The sequence below is a fragment of the Lelliottia nimipressuralis genome (genome assembly GCF_004402045.1).
Lineage (GTDB): Bacteria > Pseudomonadota > Gammaproteobacteria > Enterobacterales > Enterobacteriaceae > Enterobacter > Enterobacter chinensis.
On record NZ_SOMG01000030.1, the window covers coordinates 268,051 to 285,988 of the forward strand.

The window sequence follows — 17,938 nt, forward strand, 5'->3', positions numbered from 1 at the left end:
GTGCGCCATTTTATTAACAGGTACTATTACTTACGGTATTTAGTAGCCTGGTTGTCCAGACGCTGGTTAGCGCGAGCTGCGTCGTCTTTAGCAGCCTGAACGTCGGAACGCATTGCGTTCACGTCGTTGCTCAGCTGGTCAACTTTAGCGTTCAGAGTCTGAACGTCAGAAGACAGCTGATCGATTTTAGCGTTGCTGGAGCAACCAGCCAGCAGAGTAGAACCCAGGATTACCGCGCCCAGTACCAGTTTAGTACGATTCATTATTAATACCCTCTAGATTGAGTTAATCTCCATGTAGCGTTACAAGTATTACACAAAGTTTTTTGGGTTGAGAATATTTTTTTGATGGGAATACACCTATTTTTGATCGTTCGCTCAAAGAAGCATCGAATCAGCCCTTTTCGGGCAAAAATCTAAGGAAAAAAAGGCATTTATCATCGGATTCATCTTAGATAATTCGCAATTAAATAGAAAAACCCGATTTGCTTTTTGAATGACTTTGGCTAATGCGAGGAATAAAAAAAGCGCCCGGAGGGCGCTTTTAATCAAAATTAATTCGTTCGGGAATTATTACAGCACGTGAACAGATGCGGTATTGGTCGTTCCGCTTGGTACCAGCGCACCAGAAACCATGACCACAACGTCCCCTTTTTGTGCCAGACCACGATCAACCAGCTCCAGCGCAACTTCTTTACCCAGACGGTAGAAATCATCGGTAGAAGCGATCTCTTTCACCAGGTGAGGGATCACGCCTTTGCTCAGTACCAGCTGGCGGGCAGTGGTTTCGTTGGTGGTCAGCGCCAGGATAGTCGCATCCGGGAAGTATTTACGCACGGCACGAGCAGATTTACCGCCCTGAGTGGCAACCACGATCAGTGGCGCTTCCAGTTTCTCAGCCGTTTCTACTGCACCGCGGCACACCGCTTCGGTGATGCGCAGCTTGCGGCTGTCGTTGTTGTAGTCCAGACGGCTCTTCATTACGCGGTCGGTACGTTCGCAGATGGTGGCCATGATGGACACTGCTTCCAGCGGATATTTACCTTTCGCGGATTCGCCGGACAGCATAACGGCATCCGTACCATCGAGGATGGCGTTAGCCACGTCGCCTGCTTCAGCGCGGGTTGGGCGTGGGTTTTTGATCATGGAGTCCAGCATCTGCGTTGCGGTGATAACCACTTTACGCGCGCGAACGCATTTCTCGATCATCATCTTCTGCGCGAAGATCACTTCTTCAACCGGGATTTCAACGCCCAGGTCGCCACGGGCAACCATAATGCCGTCAGACGCTTCGAGGATTTCGTCGAAGTTGTTCAGGCCTTCCTGGTTTTCAATTTTGGAGATGATCTGGATCTTCTCGCCGCCGTGCGCTTTCAGGTGCTCGCGGATTTCAACCACGTCGGAACGTTTACGGATGAAGGAAGCAGCAACGAAGTCAACGCCTTGCTCGCAACCGAAGATCAGGTCTTGTTTGTCTTTTTCAGCCAGCGCTGGCAGCGCGATGGAAACGCCCGGCAGGTTAACGCCTTTGTTCTCGCCCAGGTCGCCGTTGTTCAGCACTTTACAGATAACCTTGTTACCTTCGATAGCGGTGACTTCCATACCGATCAGACCATCGTCTACCAGCACGGTGTTACCAACGGACAGGTCGCTGGTGAAGCCTTCATAGGTCACTGCAACGATTTCATTGTTGCCGACCACGGATTTGTCGGTGGTGAAAGTGAAGGTCTGGCCCGCTTTCAGAGAAACGTCGTTACCGCCTTCCAGTTTGATGGTACGGATTTCTGGACCTTTGGTGTCCAGCAGGATGGCGGCTTTTTTACCGGTCTTGCTCATCACGTTGCGCAAGTTCTGGATACGCTGACCGTGTTCTGCGTAGTCACCGTGGGAGAAGTTCAGACGCATCACGTTCATGCCGGCGTCCAGCATTTTGGTCAGCATCTCTTCAGATTCGGTTTTCGGGCCGATAGTACAAACAATTTTCGTCTTTTTCATGACAGTCTTAGTCTTTAAGTTGGGAAGGATATGGAAATCTCGCTCCGGGGGCGCACCGCCGCGGAGTCAAACCTGTGTTGCAAAAGAGTATATGACACGCACTAAGGATAGGAGACATCAAATGAGCGTGCAGAAGAAAGTGTGCCTGAGTGACAGCCCAACGAAGGAGAGGAGAAGTTGTACGTTGTTTTTTGTATTCCAAGCGCTGAAACCATTCACCAGGGATTAGGCGCGCATTATACGCTGGTTTTAAGATAAAAGGAAAATGGAAACGGTGTTTCAGAAATAATCTGTGCAGTTTCACATAATATTGTTATCAAGGCGTTAAGCCATGATGACAACTTATGGCGGCAGGTGATTGACCTGCCGCATTTTGCTTATTTTTGCAGCGCCTGGCTGAGGTCGGCAATCAGGTCTTTCGGATCTTCAATCCCCACCGACAGGCGGATCAGCTGCGGTACAATGCCGTTTGCCAGCCGTTGCTCAAGCGGAATTGAGGCGTGCGTCATGCTGTAAGGCTGGCTCACAAGACTTTCCACGCCGCCCAGGCTTTCCGCGAGGGTAAACAATTTCAGGTTGCGGATCACTTCCGTTGCGCGTTGCGCATCGCCTTTTACCACGACGGAAATCATCCCACCGGGCAGCGCCATCTGCGTGCGGGCAAGCTGATACTGCGGGTGCGATTCCAGGCCGGGATAGAATACTTTTTCGACCAGAGGATGTTGCTCGAGCCATTGCGCAATCGCCAGCGCGTTGGTGCTGTGCTTTTCGACGCGCAGCGCAAGGGTGCGAATACCACGCAGGGTCAGGAAGCTGCTGAACGGATCCAGTACGCCGCCCACCGCGTTTTGCAGATAACCCAGCTTATCCGCCAGTTCCTTGTTGTCCCCGACAATCGCCAGTCCGGCCACCACGTCTGAGTGGCCGTTCAGGTATTTGGTGGCGGAGTGCACCACGATATCGAAACCCGACTCCAGCGGACGGTGGATAACCGGCGACGCGAAGGTGTTATCCGCCACGCTGATGACGTTATGACGACGGGCGATTGCCGCAATAGCCGCCAGATCCGCCAGCTTTAGCAGCGGGTTGGTTGGCGTTTCGACCCACACCATGCGGGTTTCCGGACGAATGGCGGCCTCAAGCCCGGCCAGGTCGTCCGGTTTAACCCAGCTGACCTGCAGGCCGGTGCTGCGCTTGCGCACGTTTTCAATCAGGCGATACGTCCCGCCGTAAACATCATCAATGGCGACAATGTGGCTGTCTTTATCCAGCAGTTCGAGCACCGTGGAAATAGCCGCCAGACCGGAAGCAAACGCGTAGCCGCGCGTGCCGCCTTCCAGTTCGGCGATGGCGGTCTCCAGCGCGTGGCGAGTCGGGTTGCCGCTGCGGGAATATTCATAGCCGGTATGTTCTCCGGGAGAGGGTTGCGCAAACGTCGAGGTGGCGTAAATCGGCGGCATCACCGCGCCGTGCTGATCGTTGAACTCGCCGCTGTGGACGCTCAGGGTTGCCAGGTTTTTCATCATCTATTCCTTTATTGCTGTAGGCGGTTGCGCCATGCGGTCAGCACGTCGCTGCGCGTAATCAGACCCAGAAAGCGGTCATTGTCATTAATCACGGCCACCAGACCGCGGTCGAAGATGGCGTTCAGGGCGCTTTCCGGGGCGTGTTTATCAAGGAACTCCACCTGACGCGTCATGGCCGCCGTCACCGGAAGCGCGAAGCGATCGCCGTCGCCGCCGATATGCCGCAGAAGATCCCATTCGTCGATAATGCCCACCACCTTGCCGTTCTCCAGCACCGGCAGCTGGGAAATGTCATACAGACGCATGCGCGCCAGTACGGTAGAAAGCGTGTCATCCGGAGCGGCGGTAACGGTGGCGCCTTCATCGTGACGCAGGGCGATGTAGTCGGAGAGATCGCCTGCCTGCGGGCGTGCGATCAGCCCTTGCTGACGCATCCAGTCATCGTTGAACATCTTCGAGAGATATTTGTTGCCGCTGTCGCAGGCGAAGGTCACCACGCGTTTCGGCGTGGTCTGCGCCTGGCAATACTTCAGCGCGGCCGCCAGCAGCGTGCCGCTGGAGGAGCCCGCAAGAATGCCTTCCGTTTTCAGTAGATCGCGCGCGGTGGTGAACGCTTCGCGGTCGGTGATGCGCCAGGCGCGATTCACGCCTTCGATGTGGGCCAATGGAGGAATAAAGTCTTCACCGATCCCCTCAACCAGCCATGAGCCTGCATCGTGGTAACGTCCGGTTTCTACCTGGTCGGCCAGCACGGATCCGGCCGGGTCCGCGAGGATAAACTCCGTGTGCGGAGAATGCTCGGCGAACCACGCCTGCAGGCCGCCCAGCGTACCGCCAGAACCGACGCCCACCACGATGGCGTCGATCTTGCCGTCAAGCTGCTCATACAGTTCCGGTGCCGTGGTGGTACGGTGTGCCAGCGGGTTGGCTTCGTTATTGAACTGATCAATGTAAAACGCGCCAGGCAGCTCATTGGCCAGACGCTGGGCGTAATCCTGGTAATAGGCGGGATGGCCCTTATTGACGTCGGAGCGGGTCAGCACCACCTGAGCCCCCAGCGCGCGCAGGTGGAAAATCTTCTCGCGGCTCATTTTGTCCGGCACCACCAGGATCAGCGAGTAGCCTTTCTGGGCGGCGATCAGGGCCAGGCCGAGACCGGTATTGCCCGCCGTTGCCTCAACGATCGTGCCGCCCGGCTGCAGCTGGCCGGTACGTTCCGCTTCGTTAATCATCGACATCGCCACGCGATCTTTAATAGAGCCGCCCGGATTCTGGTTTTCCAGCTTCAGAAACAGCGAGCAGGGACCGGTATCAAGCTTGTGCAGCTGGATAAGCGGAGTACGGCCAATCAGTTCGGTGACGGAGTGGTAAATCGTCATGATGTTTTCCTTTCTGGATGTCATGACGGGATGATAGGGCGGTGAAATTTCCGCAATAAAGAACCATTCACTGCCTTTTAGAACGGAAAGGAATATAAATGACGTTTTTGGATGTCAGGACAGCAAGACGTAAAGTTGTCTGGATGTGAGGATGGCTATACTGGCATAAAATGCTGCAAAAATGACCGTTTTTTGCGGGCGTGAGCCAGAAGATATGCATCTGGCAGATATTCATTGCTGAAATTGGTCTAAATGCTGCCCACCCGGTAAATCCGCTGTTTATTTCCGAAAGTTATAACACATTCTTTTTTGTTCATTTAAAAGCTGATAACGCCTGTTTACTATCGTTTAGACATCCATACTGCTAAACCGCCACGGGCGGCACGGATAACGAATAAGAATGATTGTACTGAGCAATATTTCGAAGGTTTTTGACAACGGAAAGGTGGCACTCACGGCCGTTGATAACGTCAATTTGACGATAGCACAGGGGCAGATATACGGGATTATCGGTTACAGCGGGGCAGGTAAAAGTACGCTTATTCGCCTGCTGAACGGTCTGGAAAAACCCAGCACCGGCAGCGTAACCATCAACGGGCAGAACATTTCTGCCGCTAAAGGTGAAGCCTTACGCCAGGCGCGTCTGAAGATCAGCATGGTGTTCCAGCATTTCAACCTGCTGTGGTCGCGTACGGTGAGTGAAAATATCGCTTTCTCCATGCAAATCGCCGGGGTATCTAAAGCTGACATTAAGGCCCGCGTGGCCGAGCTTATCGAACTTGTCGGTTTGAAAGGCCGCGAGCATGCGTACCCGTCACAGCTTAGCGGCGGGCAAAAGCAGCGCGTAGGTATTGCGCGTGCGCTGGCCAATAATCCCGATGTGCTGCTCTGTGATGAAGCCACGTCCGCACTCGACCCACAGACCACCGATCAGATCCTCGATCTGCTGCTGGACATTAACCGTCGTTTTAAACTGACCATCGTGCTGATCACGCACGAAATGCATGTGGTGCGCAAAATCTGCGACCGCGTGGCGGTGATGGAAAACGGCAAAGTGGTGGAAGAGGGGGACGTGCTGAGCGTCTTTACCCATCCACAGCAGCCGATCACCCGGCAGTTTGTCCGCCAGGTGAGTCAGTATGCCGAGGACGAAACCTTCAATACTGAACTGGCAAACGATCTGGAAGGCACGGTCATCAGGCTGACCTTTACCGGCCACAGCACGCATAAACCGGTTGTGGGTGAACTGACCCTGCGCTACGGCCTGACGTTTAACATTCTGCACGGAAAAATGACGCAAACCGCCCACGGCGTGTTTGGTCAGCTCTGGGTGCACGTCATGGCATCCGATGAACAACTGAACAATATCCTCGCCGACCTGAAGCACAGCGATATTGAAGGCGAGGTCGTTAAACATGGCTGAGGATCTCTTTCCGCATCTCAAGTGGGATCAACTCTGGGCGGCGACGCTGGAAACGCTGTACATGACCGCACTGTCCGGCGTGGCGACCTTTGTGTTGGGGATCGTGCTGGGCCTGGCGTTGTTTTTAACCGCGCGCGGCGGATTGTTTCACAACCGCACGGTCTATAGCGTCATTTCGATTGTGGTGAACGTGTTCCGCTCGATTCCGTTCATCATTCTGATTGTCCTGCTGATCCCGTTCACCAAGACCGTCGTGGGCACCATTCTTGGTGCCAACGCGGCACTGCCGGCGCTGATTGTGGGCGCCGCACCGTTCTACGCACGCCTGGTGGAGATTGCCCTGCGTGAAGTGGATAAAGGCGTGATAGAAGCGACGCGCTCGATGGGCGCGCGACTGAGCACGTTAGTGTTTCGGGTTTTACTGCCGGAATCATCACCTGCACTGGTATCAGGAATTACGGTAACGCTGATTGCGCTGGTGAGCTACAGCGCCATGGCGGGGGTGATTGGCGCCGGTGGTTTGGGAAATCTGGCTTATCTGGAAGGATTCCAGCGCAACCATGGTGACGTCACGCTGGTGGCAACGGTGACCATTCTGATCATCGTTTTCATTATCCAGTTCTGCGGCGACGCCATTACTTCTCTGTTAGATAAACGCTAATAAATACACACAGGAACCACATCATGAAAAAGACACTGACACTGATCGCCGCAGCAACCCTGAGCGCCCTGAGCTTCGCCTCCTGGGCTGATACCCTGACCGTGGGGGCATCCAACACGCCGCACGCCGAAATTCTGGAGCAGGCAAAGCCGATTCTGGCGAAGCAGGGTATCGACCTGGAGATCAAACCTTTCCAGGACTACATTCTGCCCAACACCGCGCTGGCCGGGCGTGACATTGACGCCAACTATTTCCAGCACATTCCATACCTTAACAGCGTGCTGAAAGATCACGCGGGCGATAAGGATTACGATTTTGTCAGCGCGGGCGCGATCCACATTGAGCCCATCGGCATTTACTCCAAAAAATACAAGTCGCTGAAGGACCTGCCGGAAGGCGGCAAGATCATCATGCGCGACGCCGTTTCTGAAGAGGGCCGCATTCTCTCTATCTTCGAGAAAGAGGGCGTGATCAAGCTCAAGCCGGGCATCGACAAAGTGACCGCGCGCATCAGCGACATCGTGGAGAACCCGAAAAAACTGAAGTTCACGCCTAACGTGGAAGCGTCCCTGCTGCCGCAGATGTACAACAACAACGAAGGCGATGCGGTGGTGATTAACGCCAACTACGCGATTGACGCTGGTCTGGATCCGGTTCATGACCCGATTGCCGTTGAGAGCGGTGAAAATAACCCGTACGCCAACATCATTACCGTTCATCGCGGTGACGAGAAGAAGAAAGATATCGTCGCGCTGGTGAACGTGCTGCACTCGAAAGAGATTCAGGACTGGATCCGCACTAAGTACAAAGGCGCGGTCATTCCAGTAAACAACTAATTAGCTGATTTTACAGATGAAGCCCGGCGAGTCTCTCGCCGGGCTTCTTTTTTGTATCCGGCAGGAGAATCATTTAAGCTCAACGTTTAAAAGGCAATGGAGTGATGACGATGGGTAATGTTACCAAAGATGAAGCGCTGTACCAGGAGATGTGCCGGGTGGTCGGAAAGGTCGTTCTGGAGATGCGTGATTTAGGGCAGGAGCCAAAGCATATTGTCATTGCCGGGGTGCTGCGTACGGCGCTGGCGAACCAGCGCGTACAGCGTAGCGCGTTAACCACGCAGGCGATGGAAACGGTAGTTAAAGCGCTGGCCGGGTAATGCGCCAGCGCTTCGCAAACTGCTCAAGCGAGCAGCAGAGCAGGTAGTAGACCACGCCCGTAAAGATAAAAATGGCCGCCGGGTAGATTTGCACCCGGTTGTTGACCTGTCCTGCCACCGTGGTCAGTTCTGGTACGTTCACGATAAACGCCAGCGACGTATCCTTCAGCAGGCTGATAAAAATACCCACCAGCGACGGCAGAATATTCCTCAGCGCCTGCGGCAGCAGTACGCGCCACAGCGTTTGCTGGGTGCTGAACCCCTGAGACAGCGCGGCTTCATACTGCCCGGACGGCAGCGCGTTAAGCCCGGCCAGCACCGAGTGCATTACGGTTGCCGCCGTAAACCAGGCCAGGGCCAGCGTGACGGTCAGCGCCCCCGGCAGGTCGCCCCCGGTGATGAGCGGCAGGAGATACCACATCCAGAAAATCACGAAGATAAGCGGGATACCGCGAATCAGCTCAGCCCACAAAAAGAGGGCGTTACGCACGAGCCCGGTAAAGCGCCAGGCCAGACACGCGAGCGCAACTCCACCGGGCAGGGCGATGACCGCTGCGCCAATCGCCATCATTAACGAGAGCAATACGCCACCCGGTTCACCGGTTGCCGCACGCCCCCACAGCAGATAGTCAATGTTATCGGCAATGACATTAAGTCCGGCAATCATGTTTTTCACTCCCTGAGGTGACGACGATCGGGCTTTTATGTTTCGCTTGAGGTCCGATGCGAACCAGCACCATCCCCATCACCAGACCGGTCAGGAGATAGAGTGCGGTACCGAGGGTAAATGCCTCCAGCGCGTGCGCGTTATAGCTCTCAATCTGCCTGACCTGATAGGTCAGTTCGGCAAAGCCAATCCCGCTGGCGAGCGAGGAGAGCTTCATCAGATTAAGATACTGCCCCACAACCGGCTGCCAGGCGTTGGCCAGCCCCTGCGGCAGAAGGATGTAACGAAACAGGCGCCACGCGGAGAATCCCTGTGCAAGCGCTGCCTCCCGCTGCCCGGCCGGAACAGAACGCAATCCAGATTCCACTTCTTCGATTAAAAACGCCGAGGTAAAAACACCCAACCCCCAGGCGGAACAGAGAAACTCGGGCGTAAACCACCAGACGTCGCCGGGCAGAATTGACCAGCTGTGATCCGCGTTTACCACGTCGCGAAACGCCTGCGGTAGCCCGTTCCAGGCGGCAAAATACCAGAACAGCAGCTGGACCAGCAGCGGCGTATTGCGAAACAGCGATACCCAGCTGCTGACGACCGCATTCCCGACGCGCCCGCCGGAAAGGCGCAGGAGCATAAAGAGCAGTGCAAGCAGGCTGGCCAGCATGACTCCCGCAAGGGTCACCCACAGGGTGGTGAGAAATCCGGAGAGGATCCACTGCAGAGGCTGTCCGGTCAGTACCCCCTGCCAGTCGAGCGCGGGCATTACAGATGCTCCTGATGCAGCGGGTTCAGCACCTTTTGCAGGAACCGCTGCGCACGCGGATGCGAGGGCTGGCTGAAAAATTGCGCCGGGGGGGCAATTTCCAGAATTTGCCCCCCGTCGATAAAGACCACCCGATCGGCAATTTCCCGGGCGAACTGCATCTCATGGGTCACCACAATCATCGTGATCCCACTGTGGGCAAGGGCTTTCATCACAAACAGCACTTCGCCAATCATCTCTGGATCCAGCGCGGAGGTAGGTTCATCGAACAGGATTATCTGCGGTGAAGAGGCCAGGGCGCGGGCAATCGCCACGCGCTGCTGCTGTCCACCGGAAAGCTCTGCGGGGAAATGGTGGGCCTTTTCCAGCATTCCGACTTTCTCCAGCAGGGCCAGCGCGCGCTCCTGGGCAGGCAGCGGTTTCCAGCCGTGAACGTGCTCCAGTGCCAGGGTGATATTCTGGCTGGCGGTGAGATGGGCATACAGATTGAACTGCTGGAACACAAACCCCACGCGGCTTCGCAGCTGGCGCAGCCCGGAAGCGGAAAGCTTTCCGGTAGGCTTGTTGTCGACCAGAATCTCTCCGCCGCTCAGGGTTTCAAGCTGGTTGATAAGACGAATCAGGGTGGATTTACCGGAGCCCGAAGGGCCGAGGATGGCAACCACTTCACCGGGCGTGATGGTGAGGTTAATGTCGTTTAAAACCTGATGGTCACCGTAGCGTTTGTCCACATGACGAAACTCGACGCTGGCCTGTTCCAGATGTGAAAAATCCGCGGCACCGGCCGCGGAGTGTGAGAATAAACCTGAGAGCATATTATCTGGCTTCTATTTTAAAAGCGCGAGGCTGTGGAGCAGGGGTGTCTGGACCGAACCAGACATCGTAGATTTTTGCCGCCTGGCCGTTCTTCTCAAGATTGACCAGTTCATCGTTGACGGCTTTCAGCAGCGCCGCTTCACCTTTTTTCACCCCAACGCCAATCTCTTCTTTGCTCAGCAGGTCGGGCAGGATTTTGAAGTTCGCTTTGTCCGGTGCCTGCGCCAGCAGACCCGCCAGAATGGTGCTGTCCTGGGTAATGGCCTGCACGTTGCCGTTGCGCAGTGCCGTCAACGCCAGCGGAATATCGTCATAAGAGAGCACGCGGGACTGCGGGAAACGCTGGTGCAGCGCCTGTTCACCCGTTGTGCCTTTTACCGCGCCAATGCGTGCCCGGCTGTAGTCTTCGAGCTTATCCGGAGATTTTGCCGGGACCAGGAATTGCTGGCCGGTGACAAAGTAAGGCGTCGAGAAATCAATCACCTGCGCGCGTTCCGGGGTGATGGTGATATCCGCCACGATCAGGTCTGCTTTTCCGGACTGCAGCAGCGGAATACGGTTGGCCGGATTGGTGGCGACCAGTTCAAGTTTCACGCCAAGCGATTTTGCCAGCGCTTTGGCGAAGTCCACGTCGTAACCCACGATCTCATGCGTTTTTGCATCAACAGAGCCAAACGGCGGATTGGCGTCAAAGGTGGCCACTTTCACCACCCCTGCGGCCTTAATATCGGCCAGCTTATCGGCCTGTGCCTGTGCTGAAAGCAGGCTCCCGGCCGCCAACAATCCCAAAACCAGTGTCCGTTTTGTAAACCCTTTCATATTTGCTGCCATAGTCATACGCCATCCCGTTGTTTTTGTTTTACCTCGCTACGCTCCCATAAGCGAAAGCTATCGCCAAATAAGAAATCGTTCTTTGCTATGAGCAAAAAAGCATTAGTGAACAAGGTGTTAATGAAGCGTGAAAAGAACAGTATGCTATTTGCAAATCCTGCACATCGACAGTGGATTTTGGTATTTCCCCTGTGCGGAAATTGGGTGTTTAACTGAGGACAGGTTAAGCGAGAGAGGTTGAGACGATGAAAAAATGGATCAGCACGTTACGGCGGTTTTTTGCGGCCCGACCAGTAAATGCGGAGAACAGCGCGCAACGTGTTCTTGAGTCAATACTGCCTGTCGCCAGCCTGTATGGCATAGACGTTGCCAACATTGACCCGGAGTGGTTCCATGATAAAACGTCACGCTGAATTGCGCCGCACGCGCGAAATGTACTGGAACGAGCTGTGCTGAATTTTGTTCTGATGCCGGATAGCTGTTAATGTCGACAGATGGTTGAGTCTGCTCAGTTAACGGAATGAAGAACCCTTTTTTTAAGCGCGGCATTATTGTCTGGACGATAGTCTGCCTCATCAGCGGCGTGTTGCTCTATGCCGAACAAATTCGCCGCCAGTTCTGGGAGCGCGATCGCGAGTTCGCGGCACTCTTCTCTGAATTAAGCGCGGTATTAACGCAAAATGAATCTGTACTGCCGCTTCTGAACGGCGATGAAGATATTGCCGCCCTGCGCAAAAAATTCCCTCAGCTTCTTGTTCTGGAAAAGACTACCGGACGCGCGCTTGATGCGCCAAGGGTTGAGCCTGCCCACGAGATGCGGTACTGGCTTTACAACCCCTGGCGTCAAATCCGCGTGCTGGTAGATCTCGGCCCGATCCTGAATGCCCATCATCCTTTTACCCATCTCGGGATCCGTTTTACGCCGAACGGTGACGAGCAGGCGTCTGACGCCTTCTGGCACTGGCAACGTACCTTCCCGCAGCATACTCAACCTTTCACGCTGGAGGCTGATTCACAGCCGGCCTGGTTCGGCGTCAACGGGTCTATTTATCCCTTACTTTTTATCGGATGGGGGATAGTGATTGCGCTGGCGAGCGTGGTGCTCTGGCAGCGTAGAGCGCGTAAAGATGCCGAGCAAAGGGCGCTCTATTATCAGCACGCCAGACTCAATACTCTGGGGGAAATCACCGCTGGAATTGTGCATGAGATAAACCAGCCGCTTACCGCCGCGCAGACGTGGATCCAGGGCGCACAGCGCCAGCTGCGGCAGGACAACGGGCAGGCAGTGTCGCAGGCGCTGGCGGCCGCACTGACGCAAATGCAGCGTATTAGCGCCTTGCTGACCCGTTTTCGCGAACACGTTGTACAGGAGAAGGTGATCCTGCGTGAAACCGATCTGGTGCACTGCTGGCTGCAGGTAGTGAACCTGCTTGAGCACGAACGCAGGGCCGAACATATTACGGTCAGCCATGCGTTTGCCCCGGGAGCTACGACGGTGCTGGCAGACCGTCTGTGGCTGGAACAGGTGCTGCATAACCTGCTCAGCAATGCGATTCAGGCACAGCAGCCGGATACTGCCGGTTGGGTTAAAATTGAGAGTCAGAAAAACGAGAGCGGCGTGCTGATCACCATCACAGACGGCGGTCCAGGCTTTAGCCCTGAGGCGTTGCAGAATGCCTTCATGCCGTTTTACAGCGGCAGAGCAGTGGGTATTGGTCTGGGGATGACCTTAACGGAATCATTAATGACGCGTATGAATGGCTCGATTACGCTGGGTAACGCGCCGCAGGGCGGGGCGCAGATCCGACTTCAGCTGGCGCATGGAAAGGAGGCTAAGGATGAATAAAACAATCTGGCTGATTGATGATGATGAGTCTATCAGAGAGTCGATGGCGTTTTTGCTTTCGGGGATGGGCTGGCCGGTAAAGACGTTTGAAAGCGTCGACGCCTTTATCGCTGCCCATGCACGGGATACGGCGCTGGTGGGGTGTATGCTGCTGGATATGCGTATGCCAGGCAAAGGCGGACTCGCCTGGCTGGAAGAGGGCAAGTGGCCCTGGCCATTGTTGCCGGTGATTATCATGACCGGCCACGGAACCGTTGACGCTTGCCGTCGGGCATTTCATAACGGCGTCTTTGAGTTTTTCACCAAGCCGCTGGATGCTGACAAACTTATCGAAACGGTGGGTCAGGCCTTCGAGGAAAGTCAGCGCCGCTTTGCCGACTGGCAGGAAACGTCCCGGGTCAAGGCGCGTTTCGCACAGCTGACCGCGCGGGAACATGAGGTGCTCGGCAAACTGATGGAAGGACTCAGCAACAAGGAGGCGGCTGCACGGCTGAACCTTTCGCCGCGAACGGTGGAAGCGCACCGCGCGGCGGCATTTACCAAGCTTGGCGTCAGTAGCCTGGTCCAGGCAATCCGGGAATACGATAAATTGCAATCCGTATAACTACCAGGATGAGTGCGTAATCAACCGAATACCGTTTTATCGCGCGGCTGAGTAACCTCTGCTTTGTCTCCCAACACGCGAGGATGCGCGATGAAAAAATTAATGATGGTTGCGGCACTGGCCGCGGGTAGCCTGAGCCTGGCGGCGCAGGCCGATACGTTGAGTCAAAAGAATCTCTCACTGGCCCAGGCGAACGCGCTGGCAACCTCCGCCATTCAGGCGTGTACGGCAAAAAATTATCAGGTGACGGTCACCGTGGTTGACCGTGCAGGCGTGGTAAAAGCGGTACAGCGCACGGACAATGCCGGCCCGCACACGGTTAAAGCCAGTGAAATGAAAGCCTGGACGGCGCTCAGCGCAAAGAATGCGTCAGGCAAAGTGATGGAAGCGGCGCAGAGCAACGCCGGTGCGCAAAACATGCGTGACATCCCGGGCTTCCTGCTGCTGGCGGGTGGCCTGCCGGTGAAAGAGGGCGATGAGACGATCGGGGCGATTGGTATCGGCGGTGCGCCGGGCGGTCATCTTGATGAAGCCTGCGCTCAGGCAGCCATTGACGGGCTCAAAAAGTAATACAAAAAAAGCACCGGTTTCCCGGTGCTTTTTTATCAGATCTTGCAGGCATCGCCGCAGTCGTCGTCGGCGACAATCGCCTGCGCTTTTTTGTCTGCATCGTCCAGACGTTCCGCATTACGCTCTTCGGCTTCATCCAGACCGTTAAAGACTAAGTTATCGAGATCAATTTCCATGTGGCACCTGCTCTGTTCAGTATGTGATTCTGGCACAGTATAGGGCAAAAAAAGCCAGCAATGTACCTCGCAGCACATAACGATAATCCCTGCCATACTCAGTGCTTTATTGCTGAGGAGAGCCCATGATTACACTCTGTAAAACCTGTGGAACCGCCTATGGCGCACAGCCGGACAGGTGTCCGATTTGCGAGGATGAACGCCAGTATGTGCCTGCTACGGGACAAACATGGACAGATTTCGACACCGTAACCGCTACGCATAGCAATAAATGGCAGCAGCTGGAGCCGCGGTTGTTCGGTATTAAAACGGTTCCCGCGTTTGCTATCAACCAGCGGGCGCTGCTCCTGCAAACGCCCCACGGCAATATTCTCTGGGACTGCATTGCCAACCTCGACCCCGTCACCAAAACGATCATCACCGCTCTCGGCGGCATCAGCGCGATTGCGATTTCGCATCCGCACTATTACACCACGATGCAGGAGTGGGCCGCGGCGTTTGATGCTCCGGTGTATCTGCACGCCAGCGACAGAGAGTGGGTGATGCGCGACAGCCCGGCCATTCATTTCTGGCAGGGGGATGTGCTGGAGGTTTTCCCGTCGGTCACCCTGCTGCGTCTGGGCGGGCATTTTGCCGGCGGAACGGTACTGCACTGGCAGGAGGGGGAAGGGGTATTGCTGGTGGGCGATATTCTGCAGGTCACGCCCGGAAAAGATGCCGTCTCGTTTATGTGGAGCTATCCTAACTATCTCCCGCTACCGGCCCGCACCGTGGCGTCGGTTGTCAGTCATCTGGAAGGAAGAACGTTTGCACGCCTGTACGGCGCGTTCGAAGGGCAGAATATCCAGGCCAACGCGGACGAGATTGTGCAGCGGTCGGGCCAGAAATATATTGCTTGTCTGAAGTAAACCACGATGGGTAAACTTTACGAGTGTGATCTCGATCATACCTAAACTAAAACAGATAAAAGAGACATTGCTATGCAACATATCATTGAAGGTTTTCTCAGCTTTCAAAAAGAGATTTTCCCGCAACGTAAAGAACTCTTCCGCAGTTTAGCGTCCAGCCAGAATCCCAAAGCGCTGTTCATCTCTTGCTCCGACAGCCGTCTGGTCCCAGAGCTGGTCACCCAGCAAGAGCCGGGACAACTCTTTGTCATTCGTAATGCTGGCAACATCGTGCCGCCTTTCGGACCAGAGCCTGGCGGCGTGTCTGCCACTATCGAATACGCCGTTGTGGCGCTGGGCGTAACGGATATCGTTATCTGTGGTCACTCCAACTGTGGGGCGATGAAGGCGATTGCGGATAACGCGAATCTGGAGCCCATGCCGGCGGTGTCACACTGGCTGCGCTATTCCGACGCGGCAAAAGCCGTGGTGGAGAAAAAAACCTGGGATAAGCCGATCGATAAAGTCAATGCGATGGTGCAGGAGAACGTGTTTGCGCAACTGAGCAACATTAAGACCCATCCGTCCGTTGCGGTGGGCCTGCGTAATAACTCCATCCGACTGCACGGCTGGGTGTACGACATTGAAAGCGGCAAAATCCTTGCGCTGGATAAAGCGACGAAAACTTTCGTCTCACTGTCTGAAAACCCGGAAGTCTACTTCGAGTAATCAGCAACAGCAGGGCATGGAAGCCCTGTCAGTCCTCACTGTACGGTAATCTCCGCCGTAATCCCGTCGCGGGTTTTTCAGCCGCTTTCGCCATTGCCTCTGCAATCTCTGCACACTCCGCCAACCCCTGAACAAAGGGACGATCGTGCATCAGCCACGGTATCGCACCGAAGGCAATGCGTCCGCGAACGGTTTCAGGCGCTTTTAGGGTGTAATCCTCACCGATGTCGGGTATCTCTTCGCCCGTTGTTTCCAGCTGTTTGCGCAGCGTCGGGAAGGGCAGATCTTTCGTTTTGAGCGGCTTTTGCCCACGCGCGTCAATAAACACGTCGAAACGATAAACCGTCTCTTTTGTGGTTATCACCGTCCGGTCGCTACCAACATCAAGCGTGTAATCGTCACCGAGCGCTGCCACGCTAATGATACCGGCTTCGCGAAGTGCGAGAAGCCGGCGGATTGACTGCGGAGGAATGGCTGCATAGTTGTCGATAAATACCCGGGCGAGCCCCTGTTTGAAGCGTTTTTTGTCCTGTACGTTAAGATGGGGAACGATCTCCTGAACCACTTCATGCAGCCGAAGCACGGTATAGCGCCAGGCCACGGTGCGCCGTTCGCGTTTGTTCCGCTCAACCTCGTTGAGATTCTCTTCCGCCCAGGTAAAGGGGCCGTGCCGTTTACGATCCTCAAACCAGGCCTCGCGAATACTGTCCGCATTTTGCTCATGCAGAGACACTTTCTTACACCACACCGGGTCAGCGAGTTGAAGCTCTTTCACCATCAGGGCAAAGATGCGGTCAAGCAGGCCATCCGGCCCTTTGCCGATCTCAGTTTCAACCACGCATTCGGTTAAGACCGACAGCGGTTCGTAAGGAATTGGGCAGTAAAAATCGGCTTCTGGCAGAATGCCCGTCCGGGACATAAGGACAATATTTAACGCTTCGCTGCCGTCATCCAGGACGAATTTATCGTCGCGAAACGCACCATGCTGCATCACCACCGCCATGGCGGCGTCGAGACCGCTTAACGATGTCCCCATAATGCCAACGCGGCAGGGAGGAATGCTCGCGTCCATCAGACCGGACCAGGGGCTTGGGAAGAACGCGCGGGTGGCTTTGTCCTCGTCTGGCCAGACGTGACCGGTGGCGATAACCGCAAGGTCAAAGCGCTCAGGAAAGTCGCTATCGTCGACTGAAAGCGTGACGCCAGCCTCCGAGGGGATGATGTCGGTTACGCGGGCGGATTCATGGATTTCAACATGAAACCCTCGCTTTTTAGCCTCTTCTACGATTGACCGAAAGCTGTCGCGAAAATACTCACCCAGCAGGATCCGGGGCAGGAACTGCCGGTCATGTAAACGGGCTTTATCCACCTTAAAGTGCGCCAGATGGGCGTCACTCTGGCCCTTAAGCCAGTCGAGGTAAGTCATAAACAGCGGCGGGATTTCAATGCTCGCGATGTTTGCCAGCATCAGACGAGAGTTATCGTCGTCGTTATAGGGCATGCCCACGCCAGCTTCATCAGCCTGTTCAAAGACGGAGACCGAAAGCGGCTGAGGGTTTTTAAGAAGCGCGTAAAAGGTGTAAATCCCTGTAGGGCCGGAACCGATAATGGCGATTTTCTTCATCGACGGTTTTCCTCTCTTTTTTCCATGAGAAAAGCGTAGCAGGAGAACAGTGATGAAAATAAGGGATTAGGAAAATTCAGGATATCAGAAGAGGATTTGCACCATTTCAGGACTGAAATGGTGCGTCCGAGTGGACTCGAACCACCGACCCCCACCATGTCAAGGTGGTGCTCTAACCAACTGAGCTACGGACGCAGAATGGTGCGTTCAATTGGACTCGAACCAACGACCCCCACCATGTCAAGGTGGTGCTCTAACCAACTGAGCTATGAACGCAACGTGTTGTCGG

At 55.1% G+C, this 17,938-nt stretch carries 21 protein-coding genes and 2 tRNA genes; 10 read left to right on the forward strand and 13 right to left on the reverse strand.

The genetic code is table 11. The features are described from left to right. Window positions 1–26 precede the first annotated feature (26 nt). The 5 genes from lpp to E3U32_RS18920 form a co-directional block, all read right to left on the reverse strand. Window positions 27–263: a murein lipoprotein Lpp gene (gene lpp, locus E3U32_RS18905; RefSeq protein ID WP_001082307.1), complete on the reverse strand. Its 237-nt coding sequence runs from the start codon at window positions 261–263 to the stop codon at window positions 27–29. Between the two features lie 309 nt (window positions 264–572). Next, the gene (pykF, locus tag E3U32_RS18910) at window positions 573–1,994 is read right to left on the reverse strand and encodes a pyruvate kinase PykF (RefSeq protein ID WP_047348822.1); all 1,422 of its coding nucleotides are present in this window, start codon (window positions 1,992–1,994) and stop codon (window positions 573–575) included. Between the two features lie 7 nt (window positions 1,995–2,001). Next, a complete protein-coding gene (ynhH, locus tag E3U32_RS23975; protein WP_435659351.1) occupies window positions 2,002–2,298 on the reverse strand; it encodes a protein YnhH in 297 nt (98 codons plus the stop codon). Window positions 2,299–2,371: 73 nt separating this feature from the next. Continuing rightward, the gene (locus E3U32_RS18915) at window positions 2,372–3,517 is read right to left on the reverse strand and encodes a trans-sulfuration enzyme family protein (protein WP_134350748.1); all 1,146 of its coding nucleotides are present in this window, start codon (window positions 3,515–3,517) and stop codon (window positions 2,372–2,374) included. Between the two features lie 11 nt (window positions 3,518–3,528). Then, window positions 3,529–4,899 (reverse strand): pyridoxal-phosphate dependent enzyme, encoded by a 1,371-nt coding sequence (locus E3U32_RS18920; RefSeq protein ID WP_134350000.1) that lies wholly within the window; start codon window positions 4,897–4,899, stop codon window positions 3,529–3,531. A 400-nt stretch (window positions 4,900–5,299) separates the two neighbouring features. Here E3U32_RS18920 and E3U32_RS18925 point away from each other — a divergent pair, with 400 nt between their 5' ends. The 4 genes from E3U32_RS18925 to fumD all read left to right on the forward strand — a co-directional run bounded on the left by E3U32_RS18925 (window position 5,300) and on the right by fumD (window position 8,139). Next, window positions 5,300–6,322, forward strand: coding sequence for a methionine ABC transporter ATP-binding protein (locus E3U32_RS18925; RefSeq protein ID WP_134350001.1), 1,023 nt, complete (start codon window positions 5,300–5,302; stop codon window positions 6,320–6,322). Continuing rightward, entirely contained in the window at window positions 6,315–6,983 is a 669-nt protein-coding gene (locus E3U32_RS18930; protein ID WP_047348818.1) for a methionine ABC transporter permease, read from the forward strand. Before E3U32_RS18925 ends, E3U32_RS18930 begins: the two co-directional genes overlap by 8 nt. 23 nt (window positions 6,984–7,006) lie before the next feature. Then, a complete protein-coding gene (locus E3U32_RS18935) occupies window positions 7,007–7,819 on the forward strand; it encodes a MetQ/NlpA family ABC transporter substrate-binding protein (protein WP_134350002.1) in 813 nt (270 codons plus the stop codon). Window positions 7,820–7,929: 110 nt separating this feature from the next. Next, a complete protein-coding gene (fumD, locus tag E3U32_RS18940; protein ID WP_134350003.1) occupies window positions 7,930–8,139 on the forward strand; it encodes a fumarate hydratase FumD in 210 nt (69 codons plus the stop codon). Here fumD and E3U32_RS18945 read toward each other — a convergent pair. Genes E3U32_RS18945 through E3U32_RS18960 form a run of 4 tightly spaced genes read right to left on the reverse strand, consistent with a single transcriptional unit; the run spans window position 8,120 to window position 11,213 of the window. Then, on the reverse strand, window positions 8,120–8,806 hold the full coding sequence (locus tag E3U32_RS18945) for an amino acid ABC transporter permease (RefSeq protein ID WP_134350004.1): 687 nt from the start codon (window positions 8,804–8,806) through the stop codon (window positions 8,120–8,122). The two genes, fumD and E3U32_RS18945, sit on opposite strands and share 20 nt — an antisense overlap. Further along, window positions 8,790–9,566, reverse strand: coding sequence for an amino acid ABC transporter permease (locus tag E3U32_RS18950; RefSeq protein WP_134350005.1), 777 nt, complete (start codon window positions 9,564–9,566; stop codon window positions 8,790–8,792). The genes E3U32_RS18945 and E3U32_RS18950 overlap by 17 nt, the downstream gene beginning before the upstream one ends. Continuing rightward, entirely contained in the window at window positions 9,566–10,381 is an 816-nt protein-coding gene (locus E3U32_RS18955) for an amino acid ABC transporter ATP-binding protein (protein ID WP_134350006.1), read from the reverse strand. The genes E3U32_RS18950 and E3U32_RS18955 overlap by 1 nt, the downstream gene beginning before the upstream one ends. Before the next feature lies 1 nt (window position 10,382). After that, window positions 10,383–11,213: an ABC transporter substrate-binding protein gene (locus E3U32_RS18960; protein ID WP_166790978.1), complete on the reverse strand. Its 831-nt coding sequence runs from the start codon at window positions 11,211–11,213 to the stop codon at window positions 10,383–10,385. 245 nt (window positions 11,214–11,458) lie between these two features. Between E3U32_RS18960 and E3U32_RS23675 the strand changes: the two genes are divergently transcribed. The 4 genes from E3U32_RS23675 to E3U32_RS18975 all read left to right on the forward strand — a co-directional run bounded on the left by E3U32_RS23675 (window position 11,459) and on the right by E3U32_RS18975 (window position 14,233). Next, a complete protein-coding gene (locus E3U32_RS23675) occupies window positions 11,459–11,626 on the forward strand; it encodes a hypothetical protein (protein WP_166790961.1) in 168 nt (55 codons plus the stop codon). 107 nt (window positions 11,627–11,733) lie between these two features. Continuing rightward, a complete protein-coding gene (locus tag E3U32_RS18965; protein WP_134350007.1) occupies window positions 11,734–13,059 on the forward strand; it encodes a sensor histidine kinase in 1,326 nt (441 codons plus the stop codon). Then, the gene (locus E3U32_RS18970; protein ID WP_134350008.1) at window positions 13,052–13,663 is read left to right on the forward strand and encodes a response regulator transcription factor; all 612 of its coding nucleotides are present in this window, start codon (window positions 13,052–13,054) and stop codon (window positions 13,661–13,663) included. Before E3U32_RS18965 ends, E3U32_RS18970 begins: the two co-directional genes overlap by 8 nt. A gap of 90 nt (window positions 13,664–13,753) precedes the next feature. Then, complete coding sequence (locus tag E3U32_RS18975; RefSeq protein ID WP_047348812.1) at window positions 13,754–14,233, forward strand: GlcG/HbpS family heme-binding protein; 480 nt, start codon at window positions 13,754–13,756, stop codon at window positions 14,231–14,233. A gap of 35 nt (window positions 14,234–14,268) precedes the next feature. Here the strand turns inward: E3U32_RS18975 and E3U32_RS18980 are convergent, their stop codons facing one another. Further along, window positions 14,269–14,409, reverse strand: a complete 141-nt coding sequence (locus tag E3U32_RS18980) for a hypothetical protein (RefSeq protein ID WP_003857665.1) — start codon at window positions 14,407–14,409, stop codon at window positions 14,269–14,271. Between the two features lie 125 nt (window positions 14,410–14,534). Between E3U32_RS18980 and E3U32_RS18985 the strand changes: the two genes are divergently transcribed. Together E3U32_RS18985 and E3U32_RS18990 are read left to right on the forward strand one after the other, a co-directional pair. After that, entirely contained in the window at window positions 14,535–15,317 is a 783-nt protein-coding gene (locus E3U32_RS18985) for an MBL fold metallo-hydrolase (RefSeq protein WP_134350009.1), read from the forward strand. Window positions 15,318–15,389: 72 nt separating this feature from the next. Beyond that, window positions 15,390–16,025, forward strand: a complete 636-nt coding sequence (locus tag E3U32_RS18990) for a carbonic anhydrase (RefSeq protein ID WP_047348810.1) — start codon at window positions 15,390–15,392, stop codon at window positions 16,023–16,025. A gap of 28 nt (window positions 16,026–16,053) precedes the next feature. Here E3U32_RS18990 and E3U32_RS18995 read toward each other — a convergent pair whose 3' ends face one another. The 3 genes from E3U32_RS18995 to E3U32_RS19005 all read right to left on the reverse strand — a co-directional run bounded on the left by E3U32_RS18995 (window position 16,054) and on the right by E3U32_RS19005 (window position 17,925). Then, the gene (locus tag E3U32_RS18995; RefSeq protein ID WP_134350010.1) at window positions 16,054–17,649 is read right to left on the reverse strand and encodes an FAD-NAD(P)-binding protein; all 1,596 of its coding nucleotides are present in this window, start codon (window positions 17,647–17,649) and stop codon (window positions 16,054–16,056) included. Window positions 17,650–17,767: 118 nt separating this feature from the next. Then, window positions 17,768–17,844: transfer RNA gene (locus E3U32_RS19000), tRNA-Val, on the reverse strand. Window positions 17,845–17,848: 4 nt separating this feature from the next. Then, window positions 17,849–17,925: transfer RNA gene (locus E3U32_RS19005), tRNA-Val, on the reverse strand. Between the last annotated feature and the right edge of the window lie 13 nt (window positions 17,926–17,938).

Excerpts from the sequence above, each read along its gene's own strand:
- E3U32_RS18945 (WP_134350004.1), bottom strand. The coding sequence starts at position 8,806 with ATGATTGCCGGACTTAATGTCATTGCCGATAACATTGACTATCTGCTG.
- E3U32_RS18935 (WP_134350002.1), top strand. The coding sequence starts at position 7,007 with ATGAAAAAGACACTGACACTGATCGCCGCAGCAACCCTGAGCGCCCTG.
- E3U32_RS18950 (WP_134350005.1), bottom strand. The coding sequence starts at position 9,566 with ATGCCCGCGCTCGACTGGCAGGGGGTACTGACCGGACAGCCTCTGCAG.
- E3U32_RS18930 (WP_047348818.1), top strand. The coding sequence starts at position 6,315 with ATGGCTGAGGATCTCTTTCCGCATCTCAAGTGGGATCAACTCTGGGCG.
- E3U32_RS18975 (WP_047348812.1), top strand. The coding sequence starts at position 13,754 with ATGAAAAAATTAATGATGGTTGCGGCACTGGCCGCGGGTAGCCTGAGC.
- E3U32_RS18920 (WP_134350000.1), bottom strand. The coding sequence starts at position 4,899 with ATGACGATTTACCACTCCGTCACCGAACTGATTGGCCGTACTCCGCTT.
- E3U32_RS18960 (WP_166790978.1), bottom strand. The coding sequence starts at position 11,213 with ATGGCAGCAAATATGAAAGGGTTTACAAAACGGACACTGGTTTTGGGA.
- E3U32_RS18990 (WP_047348810.1), top strand. The coding sequence starts at position 15,390 with ATGCAACATATCATTGAAGGTTTTCTCAGCTTTCAAAAAGAGATTTTC.
- E3U32_RS18965 (WP_134350007.1), top strand. The coding sequence starts at position 11,734 with ATGAAGAACCCTTTTTTTAAGCGCGGCATTATTGTCTGGACGATAGTC.
- E3U32_RS18955 (WP_134350006.1), bottom strand. The coding sequence starts at position 10,381 with ATGCTCTCAGGTTTATTCTCACACTCCGCGGCCGGTGCCGCGGATTTT.
- E3U32_RS18995 (WP_134350010.1), bottom strand. The coding sequence starts at position 17,649 with ATGAAGAAAATCGCCATTATCGGTTCCGGCCCTACAGGGATTTACACC.
- E3U32_RS23675 (WP_166790961.1), top strand. The coding sequence starts at position 11,459 with ATGAAAAAATGGATCAGCACGTTACGGCGGTTTTTTGCGGCCCGACCA.
- E3U32_RS18970 (WP_134350008.1), top strand. The coding sequence starts at position 13,052 with ATGAATAAAACAATCTGGCTGATTGATGATGATGAGTCTATCAGAGAG.
- fumD (WP_134350003.1), top strand. The coding sequence starts at position 7,930 with ATGGGTAATGTTACCAAAGATGAAGCGCTGTACCAGGAGATGTGCCGG.
- E3U32_RS18925 (WP_134350001.1), top strand. The coding sequence starts at position 5,300 with ATGATTGTACTGAGCAATATTTCGAAGGTTTTTGACAACGGAAAGGTG.
- E3U32_RS18985 (WP_134350009.1), top strand. The coding sequence starts at position 14,535 with ATGATTACACTCTGTAAAACCTGTGGAACCGCCTATGGCGCACAGCCG.
- E3U32_RS18915 (WP_134350748.1), bottom strand. The coding sequence starts at position 3,517 with ATGAAAAACCTGGCAACCCTGAGCGTCCACAGCGGCGAGTTCAACGAT.
- E3U32_RS18980 (WP_003857665.1), bottom strand. The coding sequence starts at position 14,409 with ATGGAAATTGATCTCGATAACTTAGTCTTTAACGGTCTGGATGAAGCC.
- lpp (WP_001082307.1), bottom strand. The coding sequence starts at position 263 with ATGAATCGTACTAAACTGGTACTGGGCGCGGTAATCCTGGGTTCTACT.
- pykF (WP_047348822.1), bottom strand. The coding sequence starts at position 1,994 with ATGAAAAAGACGAAAATTGTTTGTACTATCGGCCCGAAAACCGAATCT.